Source organism: Pseudomonas sp. GT1P32, from assembly GCF_054897805.1.
Window position 1 is genome coordinate 5,978,128 of record NZ_CM142704.1, and the last position, 21,914, is coordinate 6,000,041.

Sequence of the window (21,914 nt, forward strand, 5' to 3'; positions counted from 1 at the left end):
GCCGCCCCCGATTCCTTGTAGGAGCCGGCTTGCCGGCGATAGCGGTGAGCCAGTTTGCATATCTGGCACAGGCATACCGCCATCGCCGGCAAGCCGGCTCCTACAGGTTTTGAGATTTGCGTTCATTTACGGGCTAGCATTGGCCCATGCCTTCATCACTGTTTCGTTTCGGATTGCCCGCCATGACTGCCCATCGAATTGGTTTCCTGATTTGGCCCAGCACTAAAGCACTGACGCTTGCGCTGGCTGAGGAGGCCTTGCGTGTTGCCCAGCGTGTGCATCCGGACGTGGTCTACGAACTGTCGTTCCTGCAGGCCGAACCGTCGACCGAAGGCGCCTGGCAATTGCCGGGTGAACCCTGGGCCGGCAAGCTCGAAAACTTCCAGAAGTTGTTCCTGCTCGCCGATGAGCCGCCGACCACCCTCGCGCCGGCGCTCAGCAGTGCGCTGAAACAACTGGTGCGTGCCGGTTGCGTGATCGGTGGTCTGTCCGCCGGTGTTTATCCGTTGGCGCAACTCGGTTTGCTCGACGGTTATCGCGCCGCCGTGCACTGGCGCTGGCAGGACGATTTCGCCGAGCGTTTCCCGAAAGTCATCGCCACCAGCCATCTGTTCGACTGGGATCGCGATCGCCTGACGGCGTGCGGTGGCCTGTCTGTTCTCGACCTGTTGTTGGCAGTGCTGGCCCGTGATCACGGCGCCGAACTTGCTGGCGCCGTGTCCGAAGAGCTGGTGGTCGAGCGCATCCGCGAAGGCGGCGAACGCCAACGCATTCCGCTGCAGAACCGCCTCGGTTCCAGCCATCCGAAGCTCACCCAGGCGGTGTTGCTGATGGAAGCCAACATCGAAGAACCACTGACCACCGACGAAATCGCCCAGCACGTGTGCGTGTCCCGTCGCCAGTTGGAGCGGATCTTCAAGCAATACCTCAACCGCGTGCCGAGCCAGTACTACCTGGAACTGCGCCTGAACAAGGCCCGGCAGATGTTGATGCAAACCAGCAAGTCGATCATCCAGATCGGCCTGTCGTGCGGCTTCTCCTCGGGGCCACATTTCTCCAGCGCCTACCGCAACTTCTTTGGTGCCACGCCGCGGGAAGATCGCAACCAGCGACGCAGCAGCAGTCCGTTCGAGTTGTCGTCGGTGCCGTCCGAGCGCGGCTGATCTATTCGTCGATCTCGGAACCCTCAGAGGTGGATACGTTCATTTCACCTCGATTGATCACCTCTTCCACGCCAAAGTCCGCACGTGTGCGTTCGAAGTAACTGATCAGCCGCAACAGGCTTTCCTCCGTAAACGGATTGCCCCTCAGCGTAATGTTCTCGGCCACTTCCACGGGCAACTCCAACAGGTCGCTGGGTACGTTGGTGATTGCATTGCCGCTCAAGTCTGCCCAGTCCAGTTCGGCCAGTTGTAGCAGGCCATCGGGTATGTCGGTGATGCCGGTGTCGTTGAGCAGAATGGTCGCCAGGTCCGGCATCTGACTCAGGTCGGGTGTCAGCCCCAAGGGGTTGAGGCCCAGATCGAGGTATTCGAGCTGTTCCATTCCCGCCAATGCGCCGACCGACTGCACTGACAGGCTGACGCGGCAGTTGGGAATCGACAGCGACCTGAGTTGCCCCATCTTGAACAGCGCATCGGGAATGTCACCGAGGTTGCAGTCACGCAGCCTCAGGCTTTTCAGGTTCGGGAAGGATTCCAGAAAACGCCCGATGCGCGTCACGCCATCGACACTGTGCAGCTCCAGTGCAGAGACATGGCTGAAGTCGGCGCTGAGGGTCGGCAGTTCCCCGATGATGACCGGGCGGATGGAGAGTTCAAACGACGGCTCAAGCGAGTCATTGAAATCATCCAGTTCGGCGTCATGCCGCCAGCAGCGTTCCAGTGCCTCTTTGAATTCATCGCGATTAGCGTGTTCGACAAACAGCTGGGAGGCATCGAAGGGTTCGCCCGTTAGCGGGTGGTGCGGCGGCAGATCGGCTGTCCATGTCGCCAGATCGTTGCTCAATTGAGCCAGTTCTGCCTCCAGTTGGGTCAGCGCCTCTCGGCCCTCTTCCAGTGTGCCGGGCAGTTCGTAGACGAAGTCGCTGGCCTGCTCGACTTCCATGTTCGGGTAGAGCGCCCTGGCTCGTTCGATATCCGCTTCGGGGGCATAGACGCCCAGATCGTATGAGGTTTCGAGGTAGTGCAGCTTGACGAGTTGCCGAGCGCTGTCGACGAGCGGGTTGTCCGACAGGTGCACGCCGCGCTTGTCGTAGACTACGCTGTCGAACACCCCTTCGGGTAGCTCGGTGATCCGGTTATTGATCAGCATGAGCGTATCGAGTTTGGGGTGCGTGATAGCACTGGCGGGGATTTCAGTCAGCCCGGTTGCGCTCAGGTCCAGGTGCACGAGCTCGGTAAATGCGCCGACATCGGGTACCACATCAACCGGATTACGGAACAGGTCCAGCATCACCAGTTTGTTCAATGAGGACAGTTTCGACCACGCGTCTGCATCAATCCTGATCGCGCATTCGTTCAGCACCAATGTGTCGAGGTTGGTCATCCGTGGGATGGCGTCGGGCAGGGTGGTCAGGGAGAAGCGCCGCAAATCGAGGCGACGAAGGTCGCTGAAGTTTTGCAGGAAACCGTGAACACCTTGCTCCGCGTGACTGCCTTCAAGGGCGACCAGCGATACGTGACTGAAGTCCGCCGTCAGCACCGGCAGCTCACCCAGAATCGGCTCGTCGAATCGCAGCACATAGCGGTCACTGTGCTCTGCCGAGTCGAGATCCCGTTGCGTTTGCCGACGCCAACTCTGCTGGATCTCCTGAGCCAGCAACCGGCGGTTGTGCTGCTGGGCCTGTTGTTCCAGCTCGCTCAATGGCTGTCTGGTTTCGGGGTGGACGGTGGGGGCTTCCTTTATCCAGGTGTCCAGATCTTCATGCAGCCGTTCGAGTTCATTGCTCAGGCGCGAAAGCTCCACGCGAGCGCCATCGGGGTGGCGTTGCAAGCGGGCGACGACGACGCGGAGTTCATCCTGGGGCAGGCCTGGATAGACCTCGCGAACCCTGTCATTCAGCGTTGGGGTGGGGCGACCTGTTCGGTGGTAACCCTCCGATCCGCCGGGCAGGCGCATGGTCGCCGGGTCATAGAAGGGTTTTCGGTTGGGATGCTTCACCAGCAGCGTGCGCAATGCGGGATTGTTCTGCGCATGCTCGGCAATGCGTTGTTTGAGTAGCTGACCGTCTTCAGGGGAAAGACCCAATGCCGTGCGCTCAGTGTCGGGCAGTGCCAACAGGATGGCCTGATAAAAGTCGCCCGGCAGAGCCGTGTTTTCATGGAGCCGATACGTGTCGTCCTCGGTGTGCACCAATGTCTTGAGGAGCGGTGCGTCGGGCTGGCCAATGCTGTCGCGCAACGTCCCCTCGTGGGAAAACTCCCTGACTTCGATGCGCAGGCGAGCAGGCCAGCCAGGCAGTGACTCAAGGCTGTGCAGGGCCAGACGATGGGTGTCCGCCGTTTCCATGCCCTCCAGATAAAACCCCTCATAGGCTCTGGCGACACGCACCGCGTCCATGGCTTTCAGCGCTACATCCTTGAGGCGCTGGGGCAAGCGGCCGCTGTGCATTTGTTTCAGTTCGGTGCCGCTTGCGTTGCTCACCAATTCTTGCGCGATGTCTGTGGGCAGTCCCTGTACTTCGCCTTGCAGTAGCAGAACGTGGCGATCGGCGGTTTTTTCAAGTTCACGGTAGCGCGACTGGAACAGCGATCTGCGCTGGTTCAGCGCCTGATAGCGGTCGGGATGGTCACTGCCGGTCTGCTCGACCAGCGCCTGAATGTCGCGGTCGATCTTGAAGCGCTTGATCGTGTCGGTCAGCAGCGAAGGTGGGCGCTGATTCTCGACGTGGATCTCGCGCAACACGTTGTCGTGAAAACCGCTGATCTGCAGGAGTTGCTCGCGCTCGGCAGCATTGAACGATTCGACGCTCTGGCCGAGGCGGCGCAGCACGGTTTCCCGGTCCCACGTCAGCGGTCGCTCCAGTGTGGTCTGCCAGGCACCATGGTTGTTGTGTCGCAGAGCCGGCTGATAGGCGTCGGCCCGACGCGGGTGTTGAATCTGAAAGCGGCCAGTCTTGCTGTCCGGTTTTACCGAGTAGAGTTTGCCTTCAATGCGCGCCAGCGTTTTGTCCTCATGCTGATACAAACCGAGAGGGTCGGGGCTGGCAGCGTCCGGCAGATCAACGGACTGTTCGTACGGCGCGAGATCCGGTTTCCAGTATCGGGTTTTGCCTGTGGCTGTCTTGATGGGTTTGAGCGGGGAGATCAGCGTCACCGCCTCGCGAGACATGAGGCCATTGAACGCACCGGCCGCCATGACGCCGCCCACCGCGAACGTCCCGAGTTCAACCACCGTCTCGGCGATCGTCATCAAGTGTCCGAACGCTTCGGTTTTCAGGCCTTCGGCCCAGTCGATGATGCCTTCGAACGTGTCATCGAGCACTTGGTAGGCCATGTAGGCGAGCATCAATTCGCCCAGAAACGGAACAAAAGGCAGGGCAACGAACGACGCCACTTCAAGGATCTTTTTGGCGACATTGCTGAAGGCGTCCCACGCCGCCCATCGTGCCGCTCGGTCGGCACTGGCGGTAGAGATCGCAAGGGGGCGTGCGTCATTGAGCAGTTTGTTCAATTGCTGCTGGTAGAGGTGAGTCCACAGATCGTTTCTGATCGGGCCCACCGAGAATTGCAGGTTGGGCTTGTCGATGGGAGTGTCGCGCCAGCTTGGCAGCGGATCACCGCGCTGGTGTTCATGCCAGGTCACTGCGCGCAGGCGACTGTTGAGGTCGGCGAAAAAGTGGCCTCGTTCCTGATGATCGATGAACCGGCTGAAGAACGCCTGGTAAGCAGGCGAGCGCAGTTTGCGGGTCAGCTCGGTCATGAACGCCAGGGTGTCGGGGTACTGTTTGAGCGGGTGTTCCGGGTCGTCGGGGATGTAGACGATGATCCGCGACCGCTGGGAGGTGAGTTCAAGTCGCGGCGCGAAAATGACGATGCCGGTCAGCAATGAAGACATCAGGCTCAGGTCGTGACAGTGCAGTCGCCAGTTGTCCAGGCCCACGTTTTCGCGGCCCTCGATAATGTCGAGAATCGATTGCCCTGCATCTAGCGGCAGGTCGCCCCGGACTTGAGCCAGATGCAGGGCCGATAGCAGGGCGGCCTTGTGCGTCTTGATCACGCTCGACTTCAACACGGCAGCGGCGACCGGGTTGGTGAACCCCAGGTTTTCCTTGAGGTGGGTCTCGTATCGACCGCCGATATCCAGCTCCCTGCACAACCGGGTGAAGTGCTGAATGGAGAGTTGGCGCTTGATCGCCGGCAATGTATCGAATTGCCCGGTGGACGAGGGTTCGGTGATGAACGTCGAAGCTGATTCGTAAGCCTGCGCTTCGGTTTCCGAATCCTGAAAGTTGTGCAGGGCGGCGTCGAGCAGCGAGACCGTCCAGGTGCGCGCGGCACCGGTCTTGATCGGGAACCACGGAACGGTCTGCGGGATGTACAGGCGCAGGAAGGTCGTCTTGACGTCCAGTTCCAGGCCGTACCGGGTTTTCAGTGCGTCACGCAGAAGCGGTTCGGCAAAGTCCCGGGCGTTCTGCAATTTATCCAGCATGGATTCCAGGTGGTTACGCTGGGCCAGGTAGTGCGTGTTGGCCGCTTTCAATGATTGGTGCTGCTGGCGGGTTGCCTGGGCGTGCCATTCAGGGAGGTCCAGCCGCGCGCTTTTCAGCGCAGTGCGCGTAGCGGGCGATGCTGTTAATAGCCAGTCGGGCAGATTGTGGAACGCATGCTGGAAATGCGCGTCTGGCTGAGCCGTAAGCTCGGGGTCATGCTGAATCATGGCGCTAGTCCGTTAGCGTTTGGATGGAGCCCAAGGAAAACAAACGATGAAGCACGGTGTGCGGTACATATTTACCGCACCGCTCGACAAGCCTGCCTATAACCTGTGCCGCCGGTTTAAACTGCGCCTTTGCGACGCTATATGTCGCATTGCCGTAAACCCGGCTGAAACCGGGGTTTGCGCTATAAGAAGTTGTCGCTTGGCGGCAAGGCCGGGCTGAAAACTGTCCTTACAATCCCCCCATCGCTCGCCAGTTTCCGGCGAGTGTTCCTCTTCAGGAGACTCCGATGTCCGTTGAGCACGCTGCGGTAGAACGCGCCGATTTCGACCAGGTAATGGTTCCCAACTATGCGCCTGCCGCCTTCATTCCTGTGCGTGGCGCCGGTTCCCGCGTATGGGACCAGTCTGGCCGCGAGCTGATCGACTTCGCCGGCGGGATTGCCGTTAACGTATTGGGCCATGCGCACCCGGCGCTGGTCGGTGCCTTGACCGAGCAGGCGAACAAGCTGTGGCACGTGTCCAACGTGTTCACCAACGAGCCTGCCCTGCGCCTGGCGCACAAGCTGATCGACGCAACCTTTGCCGAGCGTGCGTTCTTCTGCAACTCCGGCGCCGAAGCCAACGAGGCCGCGTTCAAGCTGGCCCGTCGTGTCGGCCATGATCGGTTTGGCAGCGAGAAGTACGAAATCATCGCCGCGCTCAACAGCTTCCACGGCCGTACCCTGTTCACCGTGAACGTCGGTGGCCAGTCGAAGTATTCCGACGGTTTCGGTCCGAAAATCACCGGCATCACCCACGTGCCGTACAACGATCTGGCCGCGCTGAAAGCCGCCATTTCCGACAAGACCTGCGCTGTGGTTCTGGAGCCGATCCAGGGTGAGAGCGGTGTTATCCCGGCCGAACTCGAATACCTGCAAGGCGCCCGTGACCTGTGCACCGCGCACAACGCGCTGCTGATTTTCGACGAAGTGCAGACCGGCATGGGCCGTACCGGCCATCTGTTTGCCTACCAGCATTACGGCGTGATCCCGGACATCCTGACCAGCGCCAAGAGCCTGGGCGGCGGTTTCCCGATCGCAGCCATGCTGACCACCGAAGACCTGGCCAAACACCTGGTCGTCGGCACCCACGGCACCACTTACGGTGGCAACCCGCTGGCGTGCGCCGTCGCCGAAGCGGTGATCGACGTGATCAACACCCCTGAAGTGCTGGCCGGCGTCAACGCCAAGCACGACAAGTTCAAGGCTCGCCTGGAGCAGATCGGCGAGAAATACGGCCTGTTCACCAAGGTTCGTGGCATGGGCCTGTTGATCGGTTGCGTGCTGAGCGAGGCCTGGAAAGGCAAGGCAAAAGACATCTTCAACGCCGCCGAGCGCGAAGGCCTGATGGTCCTGCAAGCCGGCCCGGACGTGGTGCGTTTTGCGCCAAGCCTGGTGGTTGAAGACGCCGATATCGATGCCGGCCTGGATCGTTTCGAGCGCGCTGCGGCAAAACTGACGCAAGCCTGATAGACCCTTCGACGCCTGATGATTTCAGGCGTCGAACCCAATTTCTATGCCGGCCCGGTTCAAATGTGGGAGCGGGCTTGCTCGCGAAAGCGGTGTATCAGTCAGCATCATTGTTGTCTGACACACCGCTTTCGCGAGCAAGCCCGCTCCCACAGGGTTCGGCTTATTTTCCTCAAAGAGTATGAGAAAGGAGTGACACCATGCTGGTGATGCGCCCCGCGCAAATGGCTGATCTGGGCGAGGTACAGCGTCTGGCTGCGGACAGCCCGATTGGTGTCACTTCCTTGCCGGATGACGTTGAACGCCTGAGCGACAAGATCGCCGCGAGCGAAGCTTCGTTCGCTGCCGAAGTCAGCTTCAACGGTGAAGAGAGCTATTTCTTCGTCCTCGAAGACACCGCCACCGGCAAACTGGCCGGCTGCTCGGCCATCGTTGCCTCGGCCGGTTATTCCGAGCCGTTCTACAGCTTCCGCAATGAAACCTTCGTGCACGCTTCCCGCGAGCTGAAGATTCATAACAAGATTCACGTGCTCTCCCAGTGCCACGACCTGACCGGCAACAGCTTGCTGACCAGTTTCTACGTGCAGCGCGAGTTGGTGGGTTCGCCGTGGGCCGAGCTCAACTCCCGTGGCCGTTTGCTGTTCGTGGCAAGCCATCCGGAGCGCTTTGCCGATTCCGTGGTGACCGAGATCGTCGGTTACAGCGATGAAAATGGCGACTCGCCGTTCTGGGACGCCATCGGTCGCAACTTCTTCGACCTCAACTACGCCGAAGCCGAGCGTCTGTGCGGTCTGAAGAGCCGCACGTTCCTCGCCGAGCTGATGCCGCATTACCCGATCTACGTGCCGTTGCTGCCGGACTCCGCGCAAGAAGCGATGGGCCAGGTGCACCCACGGGCGCAGATCACTTTCGACATCCTGATGCGTGAAGGCTTCGAGACCGATCACTACATCGACATTTTCGACGGCGGCCCGACGTTGCATGCGCGTGTTTCGGGGATCCGTTCGATCGCCCAGAGCCGTGTCGTGCCGGTGAAAATCGGCGAGCCGGTCAAAGGTGCCGGTCGTCAGTACCTGGTGGCCAATGCGCAGTTGCAGGATTACCGCGCAGTGTTGCTCGAGCTCGATTACGCGCCGGGCAAACCCGTGACCCTGGATCTGGAAGCGGCCGAAGCCCTGGGCGTCGGTGAAGGTGCAAGCGTGCGCCTGGTGGCGGTTTAACGCCTGCTTTTCAACCTAGAAAGCAGCAAGTGTTTCGCGGGTGGCGCAAGCGGCCCGTTTGAGGAGATAGCATGATCGTTCGTCCCGTACGCAGCAGCGATTTACCCGCTCTGATCGACCTGGCCCGCAGCACCGGTACCGGCCTGACCACTTTGCCGGCCAACGAAGAGCGTCTGGCCCATCGGGTCGGCTGGGCCGAGAAGACTTTTCGCGGTGAAGCCGGGCGCGGCGATGCGGACTACCTGTTCGTCCTCGAAGACGACAACGGTCGTGTGGTGGGCATTTCCGCCATTGCCGGCGCCGTCGGCCTGCGTGAGCCCTGGTACAACTTCCGGGTCGGCCTGACGGTCAGCGCTTCGCAAGAGCTGAACATCTACCGCGAAATCCCGACGCTGTTCCTGGCCAACGACCTGACCGGCAACTCGGAATTGTGCTCGCTGTTCCTGCACGCCGATTTCCGCACGGGCCTCAACGGCCGCATGCTGGCCAAGGCGCGGATGCTGTTCATCGCCGAGTTCCCGCAACTGTTTGGCAACAAGATCATCGCCGAGATGCGCGGCGTGTCTGACGAAGCCGGGCGTTCGCCATTCTGGGAAAGCCTCGGTCGTCATTTCTTCAAAATGGAATTCAGCCAGGCCGATTACCTGACCGGCGTGGGCAACAAGGCGTTCATCGCCGAACTGATGCCGAAATTCCCGCTGTACACCTGCTTCCTGTCGCCGGATGCGCGCAACGTGATCGGTCAGGTTCACCCGGACACCGAGCCGGCTCTGGCCATGCTCAAGAGCGAAGGTTTCAGCTATCAAGGCTACGTCGACATCTTCGACGCCGGCCCGGCAGTGGAATGCGAAACCGGCAAGATCCGCGCCGTGCGCGACAGCCAGGCGCTGGTGTTGGCCATCGGCACGCCGGGTGACGACGCCACGCCTTTCCTGATTCACAACCGCAAGCGTGAAGACTGCCGGATCACTGCCGCGCCAGCACGCTTCGCCGCTGGCACTTTGGTCGTCGATCCGCTGACCGCCAAACGTCTTCATCTCAACGCCGGCGATCAAGTGCGCGCCGTTCCGTTGTCTGCTGCTCGGGAGTCGAAATAATGAATTCGCTATACATCGCAGGTGAATGGCTGGCCGGTCAGGGTGAAGCCTTCCAATCGCTGAACCCGGTGACCCAGCAAGTGCTGTGGGCCGGCGAGGGCGCTACCGCCGCTCAGGTTGAGTCCGCCGTGCAAGCCGCGCGTCAGGCGTTTCCGGGTTGGGCCCGTCGTACTTTGGAAGAACGTATTTCGGTGCTGGAAGCCTTTGCTGGCGCGCTGAAAAACAACGCTGACGAACTGGCGCGTTGCATCGGTGAAGAAACCGGTAAACCGCTGTGGGAAGCGGCGACTGAAGTGACCAGCATGGTCAACAAGATTGCGATTTCGGTGCAGAGCTACCGCGAACGCACCGGCGAGAAGAGCGGCCCGCTGGGCGACGCCACCGCCGTGTTGCGCCACAAGCCACACGGCGTGGTCGCGGTGTTCGGTCCTTACAACTTCCCGGGTCACTTGCCCAACGGTCACATCGTGCCGGCGCTGCTGGCCGGTAACAGCGTGCTGTTCAAACCGAGCGAGCTGACCCCGAAAGTCGCCGAACTGACGGTCAAGTGCTGGATCGAAGCCGGTTTGCCGGCCGGCGTGTTGAACCTGCTGCAAGGCGCTCGCGAAACCGGTATCGCCCTGGCGGCGAACCCGGGTATCGACGGTCTGTTCTTCACCGGTTCGAGCCGCACCGGCAATCATCTGCACCAGCAGTTTGCCGGTCGTCCGGACAAGATCCTAGCGCTGGAGATGGGTGGTAATAACCCGCTGGTGGTCGATGAGGTCGCTGATCTGGATGCCGCGGTGTACACCATCATTCAGTCCGCTTTCATTTCTGCCGGTCAACGTTGCACCTGTGCCCGCCGCTTGCTGGTGCCGCAGGGCGCCTGGGGCGACACGCTCCTGGCGCGTCTGGTGGCGGTCAGCTCGACGATTGAAGTCGGTGCGTTCGATCAGCAGCCTGCGCCGTTCATGGGCTCGGTGATTTCCCTTGGCGCTGCGAAAGCGCTGATGGATGCGCAGGAACATCTGCTGGCCAATGGCGCCGTGACGTTGCTGGAAATGACTCAGCCTCAGGCACAAGCCGCGTTGCTGACTCCAGGTATTCTGGACGTGACCGCCGTTGCCGATCGTCCTGACGAAGAGCTGTTCGGCCCGTTGCTGCAAGTGATCCGCTACGCTGATTTTGAAGCGGCGATCGCTGAAGCCAACGACACCGACTATGGCCTGGCGGCCGGTTTGCTGTCGGATTCCGAAGCGCGTTATCAGCAGTTCTGGCTGGAAAGCCGTGCCGGTATCGTCAACTGGAACAAACAGCTGACCGGTGCTGCAAGCAGCGCACCGTTCGGCGGCGTCGGCGCCTCGGGCAACCACCGCGCCAGCGCCTATTACGCGGCAGATTACTGCGCGTACCCGGTGGCCTCGCTGGAAACGCCGAGCCTGACCTTGCCAGCGGCCCTCACGCCCGGCGTGAAGATGGCGTAGCGCCCATTCGCGGGCAAGCCTCGCTCCTACGGATCCCATTGAACCTGTAGGAGCGAGGCTTGCCCGCGAAGGCCGCAACTCGGTCGTACTGAATTGTTACCTGAAGCCTATAAAAACAGATTCTCGTGGAGCCTCGCTGATGAAATCCTATGAAGTCAATTTTGACGGTCTAGTGGGGCCGACCCATAACTACGGCGGCCTGTCCTACGGCAACGTCGCGTCCCAGAGCAACAGCCAGCAGTCTTCGAACCCGAAGGAAGCTGCGCTGCAAGGCCTGGCGAAAATGAAAGCGCTGATGGAAATGGGCTTTCAACAAGGCGTTCTGGCTCCGCAAGAGCGTCCTGATGTCGCCGCCCTGCGTCGCCTGGGCTTCAGCGGCACCGACGCGCAAGTGATCGAGCAGGCTGCGAAAGACGCGATGCCGTTGCTGGTCGCCAGTTGCTCGGCGTCGAGCATGTGGGTAGCCAACGCCGCCACGGTCAGCCCGAGTGCCGACACCGCCGACGGTCGCGTGCATTTCACCGCCGCCAACCTCAACTGCAAATACCACCGCAGTATCGAGCACCCGACCACCAGCCGCGTGCTGGGCGCGATGTTCGCTGACCAGAAACATTTCGCTCACCACGCCGCGTTGCCGGCCGTGGCGCAATTCGGTGACGAAGGCGCAGCGAACCACACGCGTTTCTGCCGTGAATACGGTGAAGCCGGCGTCGAGTTCTTTGTGTTCGGTCGCAGCGCGTTCGATAACCGCTACCCGGCACCGCAGAAATACCCGGCGCGCCAGACCCTCGAAGCCTCGCAAGCCGTTGCTCGTCTGCACGGTTTGAGCGATGACGGCGTGGTCTACGCCCAGCAGAATCCTTCGGTGATCGATCAGGGCGTGTTCCACAATGACGTGATCGCGGTGGGTAACGGCGAGGTGCTGTTCTATCACGAGGACGCGTTCCTCGACACCGAGCAGATGCTGGCCGAGCTGCAAAGCAAACTCGCCAAGGTCGGCGGGAAATTCCAGTCGGTGTGTGTACCCCGTTCGGCGGTTACCGTTGAAGACGCGGTGCGCTCCTACCTGTTCAACAGCCAGTTGCTGTCGCGTCCTGACGGCTCGATGCTGTTGATCGTGCCGGAAGAGTGCCGTGGTAATGAACGCGTCTGGCAGTACCTGCAAAGCCTGACCAGTTCTGGCGGCCTGATCCGCGAAGTCAAAGTCTTCGATCTGAAACAAAGCATGCAGAACGGCGGTGGCCCGGCGTGCCTGCGCTTGCGCGTGGCGCTGAATGAAACCGAACTGGCGGCCGTCAACCCAGGGGTTATCATGACGGCACCGTTGTACGGCACGCTGACCGAATGGGTCGAAAAGCACTACCGCGACCGCATGGCCGAAACCGACCTTGCGGACCCGCAATTGTTGCTTGAGTGCCGGACGGCACTGGATGAACTGACGCAAATCCTTAAACTGGGCGCGGTTTATCCATTCCAGATCAATTGAACGTCGAGAGCGTAAAACACATGAGCGATACCCTGCAGCTGATCCTTGAAGACACCGACGGCACGCAACTGGAAACTTCCTGCACCCGCGTCGCTGTCATTTGGCAAGGCAAAGAGCTGTGGATTCAGCACGATGGCCGCGGCCAATTGCTGATCGGCGTGGACGTCGAAGAAGGTGACGCTGAATACGCCAACCTGCTGCTGCGCCCATTGGCAACTAATCTGGTAAGTCTGCAACTGGAAATGGAACCGGCTGAAGTCGGCGACGAAGACCACGTGCACGGCCCGGATTGCGCCCACGACCACTAAGGAAACCGCTCTATGCTCGCCCTCGGCAAACTGCTTGAACTGACCCTCGCCGGCCGCGAACCGGCGGAGAAGACTCAACTGACTGTCGAAGGCGTGCGCATGCGCTGGTTGAGCGAAGGTGCGCTGGAAGTCCGGCCACCTGAGGCTCGCGACAATGGCCTGGACCTGCTGCTGTCAGCCGGGATCCATGGCAACGAAACAGCGCCGATCGAGTTGCTCGATCGCCTGTTGCATGACATCGCTCGCGGCGACTTGAAGCCGCGCGCACGTATTCTGTTCCTGTTTGGCAACCCGGAAGCGATTCGCAAGGGCGAGCGCTTCATCGAGCAGGACGTCAATCGGCTGTTCAACGGCCGTCACGAACAAACCAGCGGCTCCGAAGCCCTGCGCGCCTGTGAACTGGAGCGGCTGGCCGCCAGTTTCTTCAGCCTGCCGGATCGCGAGCGTCTGCATTACGACCTGCACACCGCGATTCGTGGCTCGAAAATCGAGCAGTTTGCGTTGTATCCGTGGAAAGAAGATCGCCAGCATTCCCGTCAGGAACTGGCTCGCCTGCGTGCCGCCGGTATGGAAGCGGTACTGCTGCAAAACAAGCCATCCATCGTTTTCAGTTCCTACACCTACGACAAGCTGGGTGCCGAGTCTTTCACCCTGGAGTTGGGCAAGGCGCGGCCGTTCGGGCAAAACGACGGGGTCAACGTCTCCCTGCTGGAAACCCGCCTTAAACAGATCATCGAAGGCACCGAGCCAGAGATGACCGAAGAGGCGCTGGATGGGTTGCAGTTGTTCAGCGTGGCGCGGGAAATCATCAAGCACAGCGATAGCTTCCGCTTGAACCTGCCGGCGGACATCGAGAATTTTTCGGAATTGGAAGTGGGTTATCTGCTGGCCGAAGACATCGCCCAGACGCGCTGGATCATCGAAGAAGAGGGCGCGCGGATTATCTTCCCGAACCCCAAGGTCAAGAACGGCCTACGCGCCGGCATCCTGATCGTGCCGACCACCGACGAAAACCTGGCCTAAACACAGCTCATAACCAATGTGGGAGCGGGCTTGCTCGCGAATGCGGTGTGCCAGTCAACGTATTTGTCGACTGATACACCGCATTCGCGAGCAAGCCCGCTCCCACAGTGGGTTTGGGTGAGGTCATAAAACCGCACCCAAGCAGCAGATTTCGGGTTTAGACGGCTACTGCACGCGGCTCAGTACGACGCAACGCCCGAATCTTGCTCAGCGTATCCGCGCATGTCTTCGCCGCTTCCTGGCCTTTGTGCACGAAATGCTCGAAGAAGAATTTCTGATGCTCTTCACCGGCATGGAAGTGGTGCGGGGTCAGGGACACCGAGAACACCGGCACTTCGGTTTCCAATTGAACCTGCATCAGGCCGCTGACCACAGACTGGGCGACGAATTCGTGGCGGTAGATCCCGCCGTCCACCACCAGGGCTGCCGCGACAATACCGGCATAACGGCCGGTCTTGGCCAGCAACTTGGCGTGCAGGGGCATTTCAAAGGCGCCGCCGACTTCGAAGAAGTCGATGTCGGATTCCTGATAACCCTGAGCAATCATTTCTGCGACGAAGCCCTTACGGCTCTGATCGACGATTTCCTTGTGCCAGCAGGCCTGGATGAACGCAACGCGCTCGCCCTGATGGTGTTTGCTTTTGCTGTCGATTGCGGTGGGTTGCATGTTCTGACTCCTGTTTATGTAAAAAACAGGGCATATGAATCGAATGGGATTTAAGGGTACGCACGCTCGCACGAATGCCTGCGGACGGTCCTTTGGCGCCAATCCCGTTCTCTCTTCATCCGGACTATGACCGTCGGCCCCGGGATCACACCGGGTCTGCTGACCTTGCCTTCAAACACCGCCGAAGCCGTGCCTGTCGCCAAGCGCTCGCGGGCTATGCGCATTGCGCGCAATTACCGCCGGTGGGGAGTTGCACCCCGCCCTGAGAACGTTTTGCCGACAGATTGTCTGGCGGCGCAGCGTTTTTAACACATATTTCTCAGCCGTGCATTGCTGCTATCTGATGATTGCTATCGACTTTTTCGCTCACTTGCTGCGTCTTTTCCTCGCCCAAGGGTTGATTATTCGTCGACATGACCGCAGTAACTCCATTCCGAAAGGGATTTTCCCCTGCTTACCGAGGCCAGATTCATGAGCGTTATCGATCTTCGCAGCGACACCGTCACTCAGCCGACTCCAGGGATGCTCGACGCAATGGCCAACGCGGCCATCGGTGACGACGTCTACGGTGAAGATCCGACGGTCAATCGTCTGGAAGCCGAGTTGGCGAAACGCCTGGGCTTTGCCGCGGCGCTGTTCGTGCCGACCGGCACCATGAGCAACCTGCTGGGCCTGATGGCGCACTGCGAGCGCGGTGACGAATACATCGTTGGCCAACAGGCGCACACGTATAAGTACGAAGGTGGCGGCGCGGCGGTGCTTGGTTCGATTCAGCCGCAACCGCTGGAAGTGCAGGCCGACGGCTCGCTGGACCTGACTCAGGTGGCTGCCGCGATCAAACCGGACGATTTCCATTTCGCCCGCACCCGCTTGCTGGCGCTGGAAAACACCATGCAGGGCAAGGTTCTGCCGCTGGAGTATCTGGCCCGGGCGCGCAGTTTCACTCGCGAACACGGGTTGCAACTGCACCTCGACGGCGCTCGCCTGTACAACGCGGCAGTCAAACTGGGTGTCGATGCCCGGGAAATCACCCAGCATTTCGATTCGGTGTCAGTCTGCCTGTCCAAGGGGCTGGGCGCGCCGATCGGTTCGGTGTTGTGCGGCTCGGTCGAGCTGATCGGCAAGGCGCGCCGTCTGCGCAAGATGGTCGGCGGCGGCATGCGTCAGGCCGGGATTCTGGCGGCGGCGGGGTTGTACGCTCTGGACAATAACGTCCAGCGTCTGGCCGACGACCATGCCAACGCGCAATTCCTCGCGGACGGACTGCGAAAAGCCGGTTACGAAGTCGAGCCGGTGCAAACCAACATGGTTTATGTGCAGATGGGCGACAAGGCCGAGGCGATCAAGGCCTTTGCCGCCGAGCGCGGGATCAAACTCAGCGCCGCCGGCCGCCTTAGAATGGTCACGCACATGGACGTCAGCCGTGCGCAAATCGAGCAAGTCGTCGCGACATTCGTCGAGTTTTCGCGCAACTGACCGCGTTAGCCGTCCAATTGACCGTTTCTATCGTATAAACACGCTGTACCCCGCGCGCTGGGCCGATATAATGCGGCCCTTTGCCGTCGCTTCGTCTGTTGACGTTTCGCACAGGCCTTTGGCCGCAGCCTCCGTGGAAGAACCTAATGAAAAGCGCAGAAATCCGTGAAGCCTTCCTTCGCTTCTTCGAAGAGCAAGGCCACACTCGTGTAGCCTCCAGCTCTTTGATTCCGGGCAACGACCCAACCCTGCTGTTCACTAACGCGGGGATGAACCAGTTCAAGGACTGTTTCCTGGGCCAGGAAAAACGTGCGTACACCCGTGCGACCAGCAGCCAGAAATGCGTGCGTGCCGGTGGCAAGAACAGTGACCTGGAAAACGTCGGTTATACCGCTCGTCACCACACCTTCTTCGAAATGCTGGGTAACTTCAGCTTCGGTGACTATTTCAAGCACGACGCGATCACCTTCGCCTGGACCTTCCTGACCGGCGTCCTGAAACTGCCGAAGGAAAAACTCTGGGTCACCGTCTACGCCTCCGACGACGAAGCGTATGACATCTGGACCAAAGAGATCGGTGTACCGGTCGAGCGCATGATCCGTATCGGCGACAACAAAGGCGCGCCATACGCGTCCGACAACTTCTGGACCATGGGCGACACCGGCCCGTGCGGCCCTTGCACAGAGATTTTCTACGATCACGGCGACCACATCTGGGGCGGCCCACCGGGTTCGCCGGAAGAAGACGGTGACCGTTACATCGAGATCTGGAACAACGTCTTCATGCAGTTCAACCGCACCGCCGATGGCGTGTTGCATCCGTTGCCAGCGCCGTCGGTGGATACCGGCATGGGCCTGGAGCGGATCAGTGCGGTGATGCAGCACGTCAATTCCAACTATGACATCGACCTGTTCAAGAACCTGCTGAAAGCTTCGGCTGAAGCCATCGGCTGCGAAAATGGCGACCAGTCTTCGCTCAAGGTTGTTTCCGACCACATCCGTTCGTGCGGTTTCCTGATCGCCGATGGCGTGATCCCGTCCAACGAAGGTCGCGGTTACGTCCTGCGCCGGATCATCCGTCGTGCGTGCCGTCACGGCAACAAGCTGGGCGCGACCGGCAGCTTCTTCTACAAGATCGTTGCCGCGCTGGTGGCCGAGATGGGTGAAGCCTTCCCGGAACTGCACAAGCAACAGGCCAACATCGAGCGCGTGCTCAAGGCCGAAGAAGAGCAGTTCTCCAAGACCCTGGAGCACGGCCTGAAGATTCTCGAGCAGGATCTGCTGGAACTCAAAGGCACCGTGGTGCCAGGCGACGTAGTGTTCAAACTCTACGACACCTACGGTTTCCCGATGGACCTGACCGCGGACATCGCCCGCGAGCGCAACCTGACCGTCGACGAAGCCGGCTTCGAACGCGAAATGGAAGCCCAGCGCGTCCGTGCCCGTTCCGCCAGTTCGTTCGGTCTGGACTACAACACCCTGGTCAAGGTTGACGTGGCGACCGAATTCACCGGCTACAAGGCCACCAGTGGTTCGGCGAAAATTGTCGCCATCTATAAAGAAGGCAAGTCCGTCGACGTCTTGAGTGAAGGCGAAGAGGGCGTGATCGTTCTCGATCAGACCCCGTTCTACGCTGAATCCGGCGGTCAGATTGGCGACTGCGGTTACCTGCAATCGAACATCGGCCGTTTCGATGTGCGCGACACCACCAAGACCGGTGGCGCGTTCCTGCACCACGGTGTGCAGGCATTGGGCAGCCTGACTGTCGGTTCGCCGGTCGAGACCCACGTCGAAGCCGACGTGCGCCACGCGACATCGCTGAACCACTCGGCCACTCACTTGCTGCACGCTGCATTGCGTCAGGTGCTGGGCGATCACGTCCAGCAGAAAGGCTCGTTGGTCGACAGTCAGCGCCTGCGCTTTGACTTCAGCCACTTCGAAGCCATCAAGCCTGAGCAGTTGAAGGCACTGGAAGACATCGTCAACGCCGAGATTCGCAAGAACACGGCTGTTGAAACCGAAGAAACCGATATCGAAACCGCCAAGCAAAAAGGCGCCATGGCGCTGTTTGGCGAGAAGTATGGCGACAACGTGCGCGTACTGAGCATGGGCGGCGATTTCTCCGTCGAGCTGTGCGGCGGCATCCACGCCAACCGTACCGGTGACATCGGCCTGCTGAAAATCATCAGCGAAGGCGGTGTGGCTTCCGGTGTGCGTCGTATCGAAGCGGTCACCGGCGCTGCGGCGCTGGCATACTTGAACGCTGCCGAAGAACAACTCAAGGAAGCGGCCAGCCTGGTCAAGGGCAGCCGCGACAACCTGATCGACAAGCTGTCGGCTGTGCTGGAGCGCAACCGTCTGCTGGAGAAGCAACTCGAGCAGTTGCAGGCCAAGGCTGCCAGCGCGGCGGGCGACGATCTGTCGGCTTCCGCCCTGGACGTCAAAGGCGTGAAAGTACTGGCCGTGCGTCTGGACGGTCAGGACGGCAAGGCGCTGCTGGCGCTGGTCGATCAACTGAAAAACAAACTCGGCCGCGCAGTGATCCTGCTCGGCAGTGTCCATGAGGAAAAGGTCGTTCTGGTTGCAGGCGTAACCAAAGACCTGACTGGCCAACTCAAAGCCGGTGATTTGATGAAGCAAGCCGCTGCGGCAGTGGGCGGGAAGGGCGGTGGTCGTCCAGACATGGCGCAGGGCGGTGGTACTGACGCTGGCGCACTGGATGCGGCATTGGCCCTGACTGTTCCATTTGTAGAGCAGGGTTTATAAGGCAGTGTCTGCGGCCCACAGTCTAGTGGTGGGCCGGAACGCTGTTTGAGTGATTATTTGGGCGCCCTTCATGGGCAGAGGCGGCTTTGAAATGGCTTTGATCGTACAGAAATTTGGAGGCACCTCGGTCGGCACTGTCGAGAGAATCGAGCAGGTCGCCGACAAGGTTAAGAAATTCCGCGATGCCGGCGATGACCTGGTGGTTGTGCTGTCTGCAATGAGCGGCGAAACCAACCGTCTGATCGATCTGGCCAAGCAAATCAGTGGCGACGGCCAACCGGTTCCGCGTGAGCTGGATGTGATCGTTTCCACCGGTGAGCAGGTGACGATTGCCCTGTTGGCCATGGCGCTGATCAAGCGCGGCGTGCCAGCGGTGTCCTACACCGGCAACCAGGTACGGATTCTGACGGATAGCGCGCACAATAAAGCGCGTATCTTGCAGATTGATGACCAGAAGATTCGCGGTGATCTGAAAGCAGGTCGTGTGGTGGTTGTCGCCGGTTTCCAGGGCGTCGACGAGCACGGCAACATCACCACCCTCGGTCGTGGCGGTTCCGACACCACCGGCGTGGCGCTGGCGGCAGCCTTGAAGGCTGACGAATGCCAGATCTACACCGACGTCGACGGCGTCTACACCACCGACCCGCGTGTGGTGTCCGTGGCCCAGCGCCTGGACAAGATTACCTTCGAAGAGATGCTGGAAATGGCCAGCCTCGGTTCCAAGGTGTTGCAGATCCGTGCGGTGGAGTTCGCCGGCAAGTACAACGTTCCGCTGCGCGTACTGCACAGCTTCAAGGAGGGTCCGGGCACCCTCATTACTATTGATGAAGAGGAAACCATGGAACAGCCGATCATTTCCGGCATCGCTTTCAATCGCGATGAAGCCAAGCTGACCATCCGTGGCGTGCCAGACACCCCGGGCGTTGCATTCAAGATTCTCGGCCCGATCAGCGCCGCGAACATCGAAGTCGACATGATCGTGCAGAACGTTGCGCACGATAACACCACCGACTTCACCTTCACCGTGCACCGCAACGACTTCCAGGCCGCGCAAACCGTGCTGGAAAACACCGCTCGCGAGATCGGTGCCCGTGAGGTCGTTGGCGACATCAAGATCGCCAAGGTCTCGATCGTCGGTGTCGGCATGCGCTCCCACGCAGGTGTGGCCAGCCGGATGTTCGAATCCCTGGCGAAAGAAAGCATCAACATCCAGATGATCTCGACCTCGGAAATCAAGGTTTCCGTGGTGATCGAAGAGAAGTACCTGGAACTGGCTGTGCGCGCCCTGCACACGGCTTTCGAACTGGACGCGCCGGCCCGAACGGGCGAGTGATGCGTTTGCCGAAGGGCGCGGTCTGACCGCGCCCTTTTGTTTTTTGAATGGTGCGGCTCGAAGCTGTTCTTTTGCCCGCGCTAGTCAATACTCAGGCATGTAGGGCTGCGATCTTTCAGGTTGTAGGTCGAGTGCCTTTTTTTTGCAGACTGTTGTCCCTGAAATGAAATGCGTGAGGAGAAAGGTATGCTGATTCTGACTCGTCGGTGCGCAGAAAGCCTGATTATTGGTGATGGAGAAATCACCGTGACCGTGCTCGGCGTTAAAGGAAATCAAGTGCGTATCGGTGTCAACGCCCCGAAAGAGGTTGCGGTCCACCGTGAGGAAATTTACCTGCGTATAAAGAAAGAGAAGGACGAAGAACCAAGCCATTAATTTTTATCGTTTTTTATGTTTGCAAACGGGGAAGAAGCTGGTTAATATACGCCCCGTGTTGCGGAGAGCTGGCCGAGTGGCCGAAGGCGCTCCCCTGCTAAGGGAGTACACCTCAAAAGGGTGTCGGGGGTTCGAATCCCCCGTTCTCCGCCATTATTTGCGTAGTACGTTGTAATCTGGCTTCTTCGGTAAGTTGTTGAAATTACTAGAAAAAAGCGCTTTACAAAAAGATTCGACGGCCTATAATGCGCGGCAACAAATGCACTCGTAGCTCAGCTGGATAGAGTACTCGGCTACGAACCGAGCGGTCACAGGTTCGAATCCTGTCGAGTGCACCATTTAAGAGTTGTTTGCAGTAATGTGAGCTACTCTGCTTCAACCAGTTGTGATCTGGTCTAAAAACACAAATTGCACTCGTAGCTCAGCTGGATAGAGTACTCGGCTACGAACCGAGCGGTCACAGGTTCGAATCCTGTCGAGTGCACCAAACAACAAAAAGCCCGCGTTTAACGCGGGCTTTTTGCCGTCTGGGATTTGGCTTTTCCTCTGGTACATCCTCTCTCATCGAACTCGACGTGTGCGCTACGACCTCGCTTGGTGTCGTATCGGTAACTCGTGGCCGAATTGCGAATACTGATCTTGTCTGGCTTGCCGAGGGCGCTTTCGACGTCTTGCTGGCTCATGCCGGCGACAATCCGCTGATTGATGATTGCTTCCCTGCGTTCCCGGGCATCGATCAGATTTCCACAGTTGTCCTCTGTCTGGCCGACGACCGTTGGCTCCCTCCTTTTGATATTCATACGTGATGTTTCGCGAAAGTCCGCTTCCGGCATAAGCGACACCGTGCTGCCGGGGGTAAACGTGCGCACTTCCTGGAGCGATAGGCTTTCCCCGGTCGTGCAACTCAGCGTGGTGAAGGTGATGCGGCCGTTTGCTGCCTCGCAGCGGTGAACGGTTGAGGCAAGTGCCACGGGGGGCAGGCAGAGCAGGGCGATCAGCAGAAAATAACTGGCATTCAATGGCATCAAACGTCCTCCATGACGGTCTGACACAAGGGTAGCCGCTACATTTTTCAGCGCTGGTGTGTTTTCTTTTCAGAATGAGTCGTCGCATTTTTACGGATCAGGGCGGCGCTCAGGTTTGTCTCGCAAGCGCTTGTTTCAGCCGCGATTTTTTAACATTTAAAAACGTTGGGCGGTGTATCATTGCGCCCGTCAGCCCCGCCGGGGCTTGTGGAATACCTCCATGGACTTACCCAGTAGTAACTCAGTAAACCGCTTTTCCAATCATGAATTGACTGATTGATCCTT

The 21,914-nt window shown here is 59.7% G+C and carries 15 protein-coding genes, 3 tRNA genes and 1 riboswitch; of the genes, 15 read left to right on the forward strand and 3 right to left on the reverse strand.

The genetic code is table 11. The features are described 5' to 3' along the window. The first annotated feature begins 182 nt into the window (after window positions 1-182). Window positions 183-1,163 (forward strand): transcriptional regulator ArgR, encoded by a 981-nt coding sequence (argR, locus tag ACYZUC_RS27400; RefSeq protein WP_461991649.1) that lies wholly within the window; start codon window positions 183-185, stop codon window positions 1,161-1,163. Window position 1,164: 1 nt separating this feature from the next. Here argR and ACYZUC_RS27405 read toward each other — a convergent pair whose 3' ends face one another. After that, the gene (locus ACYZUC_RS27405; RefSeq protein ID WP_461991651.1) at window positions 1,165-5,880 is read right to left on the reverse strand and encodes a dermonecrotic toxin domain-containing protein; all 4,716 of its coding nucleotides are present in this window, start codon (window positions 5,878-5,880) and stop codon (window positions 1,165-1,167) included. Between the two features lie 287 nt (window positions 5,881-6,167). Here ACYZUC_RS27405 and ACYZUC_RS27410 point away from each other — a divergent pair, with 287 nt between their 5' ends. From ACYZUC_RS27410 to astE, 7 genes are all read left to right on the forward strand, one after another. Then, complete coding sequence (locus tag ACYZUC_RS27410) at window positions 6,168-7,388, forward strand: aspartate aminotransferase family protein (RefSeq protein ID WP_008033117.1); 1,221 nt, start codon at window positions 6,168-6,170, stop codon at window positions 7,386-7,388. Window positions 7,389-7,588: 200 nt separating this feature from the next. Further along, a complete protein-coding gene (aruF, locus tag ACYZUC_RS27415) occupies window positions 7,589-8,608 on the forward strand; it encodes an arginine/ornithine succinyltransferase subunit alpha (protein WP_008033116.1) in 1,020 nt (339 codons plus the stop codon). Window positions 8,609-8,679: 71 nt separating this feature from the next. Then, a complete protein-coding gene (astA, locus tag ACYZUC_RS27420) occupies window positions 8,680-9,705 on the forward strand; it encodes an arginine N-succinyltransferase (protein WP_461991654.1) in 1,026 nt (341 codons plus the stop codon). Continuing rightward, window positions 9,702-11,171, forward strand: a complete 1,470-nt coding sequence (gene astD, locus ACYZUC_RS27425) for a succinylglutamate-semialdehyde dehydrogenase (RefSeq protein WP_280164039.1) — start codon at window positions 9,702-9,704, stop codon at window positions 11,169-11,171. The genes astA and astD overlap by 4 nt, the downstream gene beginning before the upstream one ends. A gap of 139 nt (window positions 11,172-11,310) precedes the next feature. Next, window positions 11,311-12,657: an N-succinylarginine dihydrolase gene (gene astB, locus ACYZUC_RS27430; protein WP_461991656.1), complete on the forward strand. Its 1,347-nt coding sequence runs from the start codon at window positions 11,311-11,313 to the stop codon at window positions 12,655-12,657. Between the two features lie 20 nt (window positions 12,658-12,677). Then, the gene (locus ACYZUC_RS27435; protein ID WP_008033108.1) at window positions 12,678-12,965 is read left to right on the forward strand and encodes a hypothetical protein; all 288 of its coding nucleotides are present in this window, start codon (window positions 12,678-12,680) and stop codon (window positions 12,963-12,965) included. A gap of 12 nt (window positions 12,966-12,977) precedes the next feature. After that, on the forward strand, window positions 12,978-13,988 hold the full coding sequence (astE, locus tag ACYZUC_RS27440; RefSeq protein ID WP_461991658.1) for a succinylglutamate desuccinylase: 1,011 nt from the start codon (window positions 12,978-12,980) through the stop codon (window positions 13,986-13,988). A 157-nt stretch (window positions 13,989-14,145) separates the two neighbouring features. Here astE and ACYZUC_RS27445 read toward each other — a convergent pair whose 3' ends face one another. Next, window positions 14,146-14,655: a 6,7-dimethyl-8-ribityllumazine synthase gene (locus ACYZUC_RS27445; RefSeq protein ID WP_008033105.1), complete on the reverse strand. Its 510-nt coding sequence runs from the start codon at window positions 14,653-14,655 to the stop codon at window positions 14,146-14,148. A 102-nt stretch (window positions 14,656-14,757) separates the two neighbouring features. Continuing rightward, window positions 14,758-14,929, reverse strand: a riboswitch (FMN riboswitch). A 197-nt stretch (window positions 14,930-15,126) separates the two neighbouring features. On the opposite strand from ACYZUC_RS27445, the gene ltaE reads away from it, so the two are divergent. The 7 genes from ltaE (at window position 15,127) to ACYZUC_RS27480 (ending at window position 21,091) form a co-directional block, all read left to right on the forward strand. Continuing rightward, on the forward strand, window positions 15,127-16,131 hold the full coding sequence (ltaE, locus tag ACYZUC_RS27450) for a low-specificity L-threonine aldolase (RefSeq protein ID WP_461991660.1): 1,005 nt from the start codon (window positions 15,127-15,129) through the stop codon (window positions 16,129-16,131). A gap of 146 nt (window positions 16,132-16,277) precedes the next feature. After that, complete coding sequence (gene alaS, locus ACYZUC_RS27455; RefSeq protein ID WP_461991662.1) at window positions 16,278-18,896, forward strand: alanine--tRNA ligase; 2,619 nt, start codon at window positions 16,278-16,280, stop codon at window positions 18,894-18,896. Between the two features lie 91 nt (window positions 18,897-18,987). Beyond that, window positions 18,988-20,229 carry an aspartate kinase gene (locus ACYZUC_RS27460; RefSeq protein ID WP_008033100.1) on the forward strand — a complete coding sequence of 414 codons (1,242 nt, stop codon included), beginning with the start codon at window positions 18,988-18,990 and terminating at the stop codon, window positions 20,227-20,229. A gap of 186 nt (window positions 20,230-20,415) precedes the next feature. Continuing rightward, on the forward strand, window positions 20,416-20,604 hold the full coding sequence (csrA, locus tag ACYZUC_RS27465) for a carbon storage regulator CsrA (RefSeq protein WP_002554426.1): 189 nt from the start codon (window positions 20,416-20,418) through the stop codon (window positions 20,602-20,604). A 62-nt stretch (window positions 20,605-20,666) separates the two neighbouring features. Beyond that, window positions 20,667-20,757: transfer RNA gene (locus tag ACYZUC_RS27470), tRNA-Ser, on the forward strand. Window positions 20,758-20,865: 108 nt separating this feature from the next. After that, window positions 20,866-20,942, forward strand: a tRNA-Arg gene (locus tag ACYZUC_RS27475). Between the two features lie 72 nt (window positions 20,943-21,014). Continuing rightward, window positions 21,015-21,091, forward strand: a tRNA-Arg gene (locus ACYZUC_RS27480). A gap of 19 nt (window positions 21,092-21,110) precedes the next feature. Here the strand turns inward: ACYZUC_RS27480 and ACYZUC_RS27485 are convergent. After that, window positions 21,111-21,629, reverse strand: a complete 519-nt coding sequence (locus tag ACYZUC_RS27485; protein ID WP_461991665.1) for a cell envelope protein SmpA — start codon at window positions 21,627-21,629, stop codon at window positions 21,111-21,113. Between the last annotated feature and the right edge of the window lie 285 nt (window positions 21,630-21,914).

What these genes read in the sequence shown, in the direction of transcription:
- astB (WP_461991656.1), top strand. Translation starts at nt 11,311, where the DNA reads ATGAAATCCTATGAAGTCAATTTTGACGGTCTAGTGGGGCCGACCCAT.
- ACYZUC_RS27435 (WP_008033108.1), top strand. Translation starts at nt 12,678, where the DNA reads ATGAGCGATACCCTGCAGCTGATCCTTGAAGACACCGACGGCACGCAA.
- ACYZUC_RS27460 (WP_008033100.1), top strand. Translation starts at nt 18,988, where the DNA reads ATGGCTTTGATCGTACAGAAATTTGGAGGCACCTCGGTCGGCACTGTC.
- astA (WP_461991654.1), top strand. Translation starts at nt 8,680, where the DNA reads ATGATCGTTCGTCCCGTACGCAGCAGCGATTTACCCGCTCTGATCGAC.
- ACYZUC_RS27410 (WP_008033117.1), top strand. Translation starts at nt 6,168, where the DNA reads ATGTCCGTTGAGCACGCTGCGGTAGAACGCGCCGATTTCGACCAGGTA.
- ACYZUC_RS27445 (WP_008033105.1), bottom strand. Translation starts at nt 14,655, where the DNA reads ATGCAACCCACCGCAATCGACAGCAAAAGCAAACACCATCAGGGCGAG.
- argR (WP_461991649.1), top strand. Translation starts at nt 183, where the DNA reads ATGACTGCCCATCGAATTGGTTTCCTGATTTGGCCCAGCACTAAAGCA.
- aruF (WP_008033116.1), top strand. Translation starts at nt 7,589, where the DNA reads ATGCTGGTGATGCGCCCCGCGCAAATGGCTGATCTGGGCGAGGTACAG.
- astE (WP_461991658.1), top strand. Translation starts at nt 12,978, where the DNA reads ATGCTCGCCCTCGGCAAACTGCTTGAACTGACCCTCGCCGGCCGCGAA.
- ACYZUC_RS27485 (WP_461991665.1), bottom strand. Translation starts at nt 21,629, where the DNA reads ATGCCATTGAATGCCAGTTATTTTCTGCTGATCGCCCTGCTCTGCCTG.
- alaS (WP_461991662.1), top strand. Translation starts at nt 16,278, where the DNA reads ATGAAAAGCGCAGAAATCCGTGAAGCCTTCCTTCGCTTCTTCGAAGAG.
- ACYZUC_RS27405 (WP_461991651.1), bottom strand. Translation starts at nt 5,880, where the DNA reads ATGATTCAGCATGACCCCGAGCTTACGGCTCAGCCAGACGCGCATTTC.
- csrA (WP_002554426.1), top strand. Translation starts at nt 20,416, where the DNA reads ATGCTGATTCTGACTCGTCGGTGCGCAGAAAGCCTGATTATTGGTGAT.
- ltaE (WP_461991660.1), top strand. Translation starts at nt 15,127, where the DNA reads ATGAGCGTTATCGATCTTCGCAGCGACACCGTCACTCAGCCGACTCCA.